At 66.7% G+C, this 8,354-nt stretch carries 8 protein-coding genes; 1 reads left to right on the forward strand and 7 read right to left on the reverse strand.

The genetic code is table 11. From position 1 onward, the window contains the following. Nucleotides 1-83: 83 nt before the first annotated feature. The 7 genes from ENN83_RS04575 to glpD all read right to left on the reverse strand — a co-directional run bounded on the left by ENN83_RS04575 (nucleotide 84) and on the right by glpD (nucleotide 7,816). Nucleotides 84-1,811 carry an extracellular solute-binding protein gene (locus ENN83_RS04575; protein ID WP_287184562.1) on the reverse strand — a complete coding sequence of 576 codons (1,728 nt, stop codon included), beginning with the start codon at nucleotides 1,809-1,811 and terminating at the stop codon, nucleotides 84-86. Nucleotides 1,812-1,906: 95 nt separating this feature from the next. Continuing rightward, nucleotides 1,907-2,179: a DUF2160 domain-containing protein gene (locus ENN83_RS04580; RefSeq protein WP_287184564.1), complete on the reverse strand. Its 273-nt coding sequence runs from the start codon at nucleotides 2,177-2,179 to the stop codon at nucleotides 1,907-1,909. Nucleotides 2,180-2,297: 118 nt separating this feature from the next. Further along, nucleotides 2,298-3,146, reverse strand: coding sequence for a carbohydrate ABC transporter permease (locus ENN83_RS04585; protein WP_287184567.1), 849 nt, complete (start codon nucleotides 3,144-3,146; stop codon nucleotides 2,298-2,300). Nucleotides 3,147-3,149: 3 nt separating this feature from the next. Beyond that, nucleotides 3,150-4,019 (reverse strand): carbohydrate ABC transporter permease, encoded by an 870-nt coding sequence (locus ENN83_RS04590; protein ID WP_287184569.1) that lies wholly within the window; start codon nucleotides 4,017-4,019, stop codon nucleotides 3,150-3,152. Then, on the reverse strand, nucleotides 4,019-5,095 hold the full coding sequence (locus ENN83_RS04595; RefSeq protein WP_287184571.1) for an ABC transporter ATP-binding protein: 1,077 nt from the start codon (nucleotides 5,093-5,095) through the stop codon (nucleotides 4,019-4,021). The genes ENN83_RS04590 and ENN83_RS04595 overlap by 1 nt, the downstream gene beginning before the upstream one ends. A gap of 12 nt (nucleotides 5,096-5,107) precedes the next feature. Beyond that, complete coding sequence (locus ENN83_RS04600; RefSeq protein ID WP_287184574.1) at nucleotides 5,108-6,196, reverse strand: ABC transporter ATP-binding protein; 1,089 nt, start codon at nucleotides 6,194-6,196, stop codon at nucleotides 5,108-5,110. An 18-nt stretch (nucleotides 6,197-6,214) separates the two neighbouring features. Then, nucleotides 6,215-7,816, reverse strand: a complete 1,602-nt coding sequence (glpD, locus tag ENN83_RS04605; RefSeq protein ID WP_287184577.1) for a glycerol-3-phosphate dehydrogenase — start codon at nucleotides 7,814-7,816, stop codon at nucleotides 6,215-6,217. 269 nt (nucleotides 7,817-8,085) lie between these two features. Between glpD and ENN83_RS04610 the strand changes: the two genes are divergently transcribed. Continuing rightward, nucleotides 8,086-8,354: DeoR family transcriptional regulator (locus tag ENN83_RS04610; RefSeq protein WP_287184579.1), on the forward strand; the 269-nt coding region annotated here is incomplete at its 3' end.

An 8,354-nucleotide genomic window follows, 5' to 3' on the forward strand; every position in this document is an offset into this window, starting at 1 on the left:
CGGGGATTGCAGGCGATCCCGGTCCGCCGCACCCGGGGCGCACGCGGGCCCGTTGCCGGGCCCGCGCCTTTCGGTCGGAGACCTCAGTTCTGCCAGGACTTGATCAGCTCGTCATAGGAGACGGTGATCGGTTCCCCGTCCTCGTTGTCGAGCCTGGCCTTGGGCGCGCCCGGCTGGCTCAGCCAATATTCGGGGTCCCGCTCCTCGTTCAGCCTGGGCCCCAGATCGCCCTGCACGCCCGCGCGTTCCAGCCGCTGCAGCACCTGCTCCTGATCCGCGCACAGCGCGTCGAGGGCCTGTTGCGGGGTCTTCGCGCCCGACATCGCGTCGCCGATGTTCTGCCACCAGAGCTGTGCCAGTTTCGGGTAGTCCGGCACGTTGGTGCCGGTGGGCGACCATTGCACGCGGGCGGGCGAGCGGTAGAACTCGATCAGGCCGCCCAGCTTGTCGGCGCGCTCGCTGAAATGGTCCGAGTTGATCGTGGACTCGCGGATGAAGGTCAGCCCCACATCAGATTTCTTCAGATCCACGGTCTTCGAGGTCACGAACTGGGCGTAAAGCCAGGCCGCCTTGGCCCGGTCCACCGGCGTCGATTCCATCAGCGTCCAGGATCCGGCGTCCTGATAGCCGATCTTCATGCCCTCTTCCCAGTAGACGCCGTGCGGGCTGGGGGCCATGCGCCATTTGGGCGTGCCATCCTCGTTCAGCACGGCCCCCGCCCCCTCGCCTACCATGTCGGCGGTAAACGCGGTGTACCAGAACATCTGCTGGGCGATCTGGCCCTGGGCGGGCACCGGCCCGGCCTCGCCGAAGGTCATGCCGGCGGCGGTGGGCGGCGAATATTTCTGCAGCCACTCGATCGCCTTGGTGACCGCATAGACCGCGGCCGGGCCGTTGGTGGCGCCGCCGCGCGCGACGCAGGATCCCACAGGCTGGCTGTTCTCGTTCACCCGGATGCCCCATTCGTCCACGGGCAGGCCGTTCGGTTCGCCCACGTCACCCATGCCCGCCATCGACATCCACGCGTCGGTATAGCGCCAGCCGAGGCTGGGGTCCTTCTTGCCGTAATCCATGTTGCCATAGACCGCGCCCTCGACGCCCAGATAGGACATGTCGCGGCCGGTGAAGAATTCGGCGATGTCCTCGTAGGCCGACCAGTTGACCGGCACACCCAAGTCATAGCCATAGACGGCCTTGAAATCCTCCATCGTCTTGGGGTCCGTGAACCAGTCGTAGCGGAACCAGTAGAGATTGGCGAATTGCTGGTCGGGCAGCTGATACAGCTTGCCGTCCGGCCCGGTGGTAAAGCTGAGCCCGATGAAGTCGTCGAGGTCGAGCGTCGGGCTGGTCACGTCCGCGCCCTCGCCCGCCATCCAGTCGGTCAGGTTGCGCGCCTGCTGATAGCGCCAGTGGGTGCCGATCAGGTCGGAGTCGTTGACATAGGCGTCATAGACGTTCTGGCCCGACTGCATCTGCGTCTGCAGCTTCTCGATCACGTCGCCCTCGCCGATCAGGTCGTGGGTGACCTTGATGCCGGTGATCGCGCTGAAGGCGGGCGCCAGCACGCGCGCTTCGTATTCATGGGTGGTGATCGTTTCCGAGACCACGTTGATCTCCATCCCGGCAAAGGGCCGGGCGGCGTCGATGAACCACTGCATCTCGGCCTCCTGCGCCTCGCGGCTCAGGACCGAGAGGCCCGCGATCTCGCTATCGAGAAACGCGATTGCCTCCTCCATCCCCGCCCAGGTCGGGCCGGACAGAAGCGCGAGGCTCGCCACGATCGCCGTGGTGGATTTCAGTCTGGGGTTCATTTTGGGTCTCCTCCCGTTGGTGAACCGTTGTTTCGAGGATTTCGGGGGGTCGGCGCGATCCGAGGCTCCTCGTGCCCCGGGCGCGGGTGACGGGCCTAGACCCAGCGGAACACCGCCGCGGCCCAGGCCAGGCAGACGAGAAGGGCATAGGGCTGGTTCGCACCCACCAGCCCCAGCCAGGCGAGGTTGAAGAAGGCCGAGCCCAGCAGCGTGATGAAGAGCCGATCCCCCCGCGTGGTCTCGATCCGCAGGATCCCGGTGCGCGGGGTTTCGGGGAACCGGATCGCGAGCACGGTGAAGGTGATGAGAAGCCCGGCGATCACCATGAAGAAGATCGCGGTGGGCCAGGTCCAGGCCATCCAGTCCATCACGAGGCTCCTTCAAAATTTCGACGCTGCTCCGGCGCTTGGCCCGTGGGGGCGGGTCGCGCGCTGCCCGGGCCCGCGGCCCGGACGGTTCCAGCCACCAGAGGTGCGCAGGGTCCCATCACACCCTCCCCAGGGCAAAGCCCTTGGCGATGTAGTTGCGCACGAACCAGATCACGAGCGCGCCCGGCACGATGGTCAGCACGCCCGCCGCCGCCAGCACGCCCCAGTCCAGACCGCTGGCGCTGACGGTCCGGGTCATGGTGGCCGCGATGGGCTTGGCGTCCACCGATGTCAGCGTGCGCGACAAGAGCAGTTCCACCCAGGAGAACATGAAGCAGAAGAAGGCCGCCACGCCGATCCCCGACGCGATCAGCGGCATGAAGATCTTCACGAAGAAGCGCGGGAAGGAATAGCCGTCGATATAGGCGGTCTCGTCGATTTCCTTCGGCACGCCGCGCATGAAGCCTTCGAGGATCCAGACCGCCAGCGGCACGTTGAACAGGCAATGCGCCAGCGCCACCGCGATATGGGTGTCGAAAAGCCCCACGGACGAATAAAGCTGGAAGAACGGCAGCGCAAAGACCGCGGGCGGCGCCATGCGGTTGGTCAGCAGCCAGAAGAACAGGTGCTTGTCGCCCATGAAGCGGTAGCGCGAGAACGCATAGGCCGCGGGCAGTGCCACGGCGACCGAGAGCACCGTGTTCATGCAGACATAGATCAGCGAGTTGACGTACCCCATGTACCAGCTCGCATCCGTCAGGATCACGCGGTAGTTCCGCAAGGTCGGCTCCTGCGGCCAGAGGCTGAAGCCGCCGAGGATCTCGGAATTGGTCTTCAGGCTCATGTTCACCAGCCAGTAGATCGGCAGCATCAGGAACAGGAGGTACAGCGTCATCACCACCGCGCTGGTGTTCACCCGCGGCAGGGCCAGCGACCGGCGGGGCTGGGCAATCGTCGCGTCGGCCATGGCCTAGCCCCCCTTCCGATCGAGATTGGTCATCACGGTGTAGAACACCCAACTGATCAGCAGGATCACGAGGAAATACATGATCGAGAAGGCCGCCGCGGGGCCAAGGTCGAACTGCCCCAGCGCCATCTTCACCAGGTCGATCGACAGGAAGGTGGTGGCGTTGCCGGGGCCGCCGCCGGTGACCACGAAAGGCTCGGTATAGATCATGAAGCTGTCCATGAAGCGCAGGAGCACCGCGATCATCAGCACGCCCGCCATCTTGGCCAGTTCGATATAGCGGAACACCTTCCAGCGGCTTGCCTGGTCGATCTTGGCGGCCTGGTAATAGGCATCGGGAATGGATTGCAGCCCGGCATAGCACAAGAGCGCCACCAGCGAGGTCCAGTGCCAGACATCCATCACGATCACCGTGATCCAGGCATCGACGGCGTTCTGGGTGTAGTTGTAATTGATGCCCAGCCGGTCGAGCGTATAGCCCAGCAGCCCGATATCGACGCGGCCGAAGATCTGCCAGATCGTGCCGACCACGTTGAACGGGATCAGTAGCGGCAGTGACATCAGTACAAGGCAGACACTGGCCCAGACGCCCCGCTTGGGCATGTTGAGCGCGACGAAGATGCCCAGCGGCACCTCGATTGCGAGGATCGTCGCCGAGAAGATCAGCTGTCGGCCCAGCGCGTTCCACATCCGCTCGGAGCGCAGCATCTGCTCGAACCACTCGAGCCCGGCCCAGAAGAAGCGGTTGTTGCCGAACGTGTCCTGCACCGAGTAGTTCACCACCGTCATCAGCGGGATCACCGCCGAGAACGCCACCAGCACCAGCACCGGAAGCACGAGGAACCAGGCCTTGTGATTGGTCGGTTTGTCCATCACGCGGCCTCCCCGCTGACGCGCCAGTCGTCGGCATAGACGTTCACCCGGTCGGGGTCGAAGCGGACGCGGGTCTGGTCGGCGCCGATCCTGTCCTCCTCGCGGGCGATGATGTTGATCTCGTGGCTGAAGAACTCGGCCCGCACGATCTTGTGCCGGCCCACATCCTCGACCCGGCGGATCCGGACGGGCAGCCCCTCGGTCGCCGAGAGCCGCGCGAATTCGGGCCGCACGCCGATCTCGACCTTGCCGGACAGGGCGGGATAGCCATGGGCCAGCTCCACCTCGGCGCCCTCGATATAGGCGCGGGTGCCCTCGACGCGGGCGGGCAGGACGTTCATCCCCGGCGAGCCGATGAAATAGCCGACGAAGGTGTGGTCGGGCGTCTCGAACAACTCTTCCGGCGTGCCGATCTGGACCACGCGGCCGTCATGCATCACCACCACCCGGTCGGCGAAGGTCAGCGCCTCGGTCTGGTCGTGGGTGACATAGATCATCGTGTGGCCGAACTCGCGGTGCAGCGATTTCAGCTGGGTCCGCAACTGCCACTTCATGTGCGGGTCGATCACCGTCAGCGGCTCGTCGAACAGGATCGCGTTGACATCGCGCCGCACCATGCCGCGGCCGAGGCTGATCTTCTGCTTGGCATCCGCCGTCAGCTCGCTCGCCTTGCGGTCAAGCTGGTCCTCCATCCCGATCATGCGGGCGATGGCCTGAACCCGCTCGGCGATATAGAAGGGGTCGCGGCCCCGGTTCCTCAGCGGGAAGGCCAGGTTGTCGCGCACGCTCATCGTGTCGTAGACGACCGGAAACTGAAACACCTGCGCGATGTTGCGTTCCGTGGTCGGGGCATGCGTCATGTCCGCATCGTCGAACAGGATACGGCCCTGGCTGGGCGCCAGAAGCCCCGAAATGATGTTCAAGAGCGTGGACTTACCGCAACCCGAGGGCCCCAGCAGCGCATAGGCCGCGCCGTCCTCCCAGACATGGGTCATCTCCTTCAGCGCCCAGTCGGCGTCGGATTTCGGCGCGGGCAGGTAGGAATGGGCCAGCTTGTCGAGCGTGATCCGGGCCATGTCGTCCCTCCCTCAGGCGGCCAGCGCATAGGCGGCGGGCGCGACCAGCCGCCCGTCCTCGCCGAAGATGTAGACATGGGCGGGATCCAGATGCACCCGGAGGTCCTCGCCCAGCGCAAGGTCGTGGACGCCATGGATCAGCCCCACCCAGCGTTCACCATGGTGGTCGAGATGGACAAAGGTCTCGGACCCGGTCAGTTCCGTCACCACCAGCCGCGCGGTGAATTCCATCGCATCCGCCGTGTGCCGCGCGATTTCCAGGTGGTTCGGCCGGAACCCGGCGGTGTAGCGCCCGTCGGCCAGATCGGCCAGCCGGCCGGTCGCGGGCACCGACTGGCCATTGCCGAACATCAGCTTCGCGCCGGCCTTGGCGACGGCCAGGAAATTCATCGGCGGATCGCTGAACACCCGCGCGGTCGTGGCGTCCACCGGCTGTCGGTAGACCTGCGGGGTGGGCCCGAACTGGGTCACCCGGCCCTCCCACAGCGTCGCGGTGTGGCCGCCCAGCAGCAGCGCCTCTTCGGGTTCGGTCGTGGCATAGACGAAGATCGCGCCCGACGCCTCGAAGATGCGGGGGATCTCCACCCGCAACTCCTCGCGCAGCTTGTAGTCGAGATTGGCCAGCGGCTCGTCCAGCAGCACGAGCCCCGCGCCCTTGACCAGCGCCCGCGCCAGCGCGCAACGTTGCTGCTGGCCACCCGACAATTCCAGCGGGCGGCGCTCCAGCATCGGCGTCAGCCGCATCAGCGCGGCGGTCTCGCGCACGCGGGCGTCGATCTCGGCCCGGCCCATCCCCATCAGTCGCATCGGCGAGGCGATGTTGTCGTAGACGCTCATCGAGGGGTAGTTGATGAATTGCTGGTAGACCATCGCCACCTTGCGGTCCTGCACCCGCATCCCCGTCACGTCCTGCCCGTTCCAGTGGACGCGGCCCGCGCTCGGCACGTCGAGCCCGGCCATCAGCCGCATCAGCGAGGTCTTGCCCGACAGCGTCGGCCCCAGCAGCACGTTCATCGTGCCCTTGTCCAGCGTCAGGTCGGTCGGATGGATATGGGTCTGGGTGCCGACGACCTTCGACACGCCCCGCAATTCCAGTGTCATTCTCCCCCCTTCGCCCCCTTATTCCGCCGCGGCGGGCGCGGTCTGCCGCCGCGGCTCCGCCATCCAGCGCTCCAGCGCGGCAATCTGGTCTGCCCCCAGCCGCAGCCCCAGCTTGCTGCGCCGCCACAGGACATCCTCGGCGGTGCGCGCATATTCCCGCGTCCTCAGCCAGTCGATCTCGCGCTCGGTCAGGCCCGCGCCGAAATCGCGCCCCAGATCGTCCGGCCCGCGCGCCGCGCCCAGCATCGCCCAGGCCTCGGCGCCATAGGCGCGCACCAGCCGCCGTGCCTGCCCATCTGGCAGGAACGGGTAGTCGGCCACAAGCCGCGAGATCAGCGCCTCGGCCCCGTCCACCGGAAAGCCGCCCCCCGGCAGCGGCACGCCCGCCGTCCAGTCGCCCTTCAGGCCCGGAAAATGCGGGGCCAGCCGCGCCAGTGCCGCCTCGGCCAGCCGCCGGTAGGTGGTGATCTTGCCGCCGAAGACGTTCAGGACCGGCGCCCCCCCGGCCGCGTCCAGCTTGAGCGTATAGTCCCGCGTCGCCGCCGTCGCGCTGGACACGCCGTCGTCATAAAGCGGGCGCACGCCGGAAAAGGTCCAGACCACGTCCTCAGGCCCGATCGGCCGCCGGAAATAGCGGTTGGCAAAGGCGATAAGATAGTCGCGCTCGGCCTGGGTGCACTCGGGCGGCGTGGCGGGATCGTCGTGATCCATGTCGGTCGTGCCGATCAGGGTAAAGTCGCTCTCATAGGGGATCGCAAAGATGATGCGCCCGTCGCTGCCCTGGAAGAAGTAGCACTTGTCGTGATCGTAGAGCCGCTCTGTCACGATATGGCTGCCGCGCACCAGCCGCACGTTGTCCTGCGCGTTCAGCCCCAGCACGCCCTGGATCACCTGCCCCGCCCAGGGCCCCGCGGCGTTGACCAGCGCGCGGGCAAGGTGGGTCCGCCGCGCGCCGGTTTCGCTGTCCTGCGTTTCGACGCGCCAGAGCGCGCCCTCGCGCCGGGCCGACACCACCCGCGTGCGCGGCAGGATCTCGGCGCCGCGTGCCTCGGCATCGCGGGCGTTCAGCACGACAAGGCGCGAGTCCTCGACCCAGCAATCGGAATATTCGAACGCCTTGCGGAACCGCTCTTGCAAGGGCGCGCCCTCGGGCGTGCCAGCCAGATCCAGCACCGTCGTTCCGGGCAGGATCTCGCGCGCCGCCAGCCCATCGTACAGCATCAGCGCCAGCCGGATCAGCCATGCGGGCCGCCGGCCCTTCATCCAGGGCATGACGCGGGCCAGCAGGCGCGAGGTCGGCGTCGCGGATTCGAACCGCATATCCTCATGGTAGGGAAGAACAAATCGCATCGGCCAGCTGATATGCGGCATCGCGCGCAGAAGCGTCTCGCGCTCGATCAGCGCCTCGCGCACGAGGCGGAACTCGAAATATTCCAGATAGCGCAGGCCGCCGTGGAACAGCTTGGTCGAGGCCGAGGAGGTCGCCGAGGCCAGGTCGTTCATCTCGGCCAGCCGCACGGACAGGCCGCGTCCCGCCGCGTCGCGCGCGATCCCGCAGCCGTTGATCCCCCCGCCGATGACGAACAGATCGACAGGCTCTGCCGTGGCCGCTGTCGTCACGCGCTCCTCCCTTCGCGTTCCAATACGGGCATTATGCCGCATTCCGATCCAAAAAGAAAGACATTTATGTTCGTTATTTTTCGTTTCTGTTGCCAGCCGAAGTTTCAAAGGCTTGCCACCCTTTTCAAGGGACGAAGGGCGCCTGTACGCGCCGAAAGCGGCGGACAGGTCCGCCCCGCACCGCCGATTCCCCGGTGCCTTCGCCCCGCGCAACCCGGGCTTGAGCGGCGCGGCCCGCCATGCGAACATCAGCGAAAAGGAACGAGCGCATGTCGCAGACGATCCGCCACCCCGAGATCCTCGAGATCGCGCGGCGCGAGGGCAAGGTCACGGTCGAGGGGCTGGCCGAGCATTTCGGCGTGACGCTCCAGACGATCCGCCGCGACCTGAGCAACCTGGCCGAGGCCGGGCGGCTGGAGCGCGTCCATGGCGGGGCGATCCTGCCCTCAGGCACCACCAATATCGGCTACGAAGAACGCCGCTCGCTGAACCAGGGGGCCAAGCGCGCCATCGCGCGGGCCTGCGCCGCGCGCGTGCC

This window comes from Rhodovulum sp., from assembly GCF_011048875.1.
GTDB classification, from domain to species: domain Bacteria; phylum Pseudomonadota; class Alphaproteobacteria; order Rhodobacterales; family Rhodobacteraceae; genus Rhodovulum; species Rhodovulum tesquicola.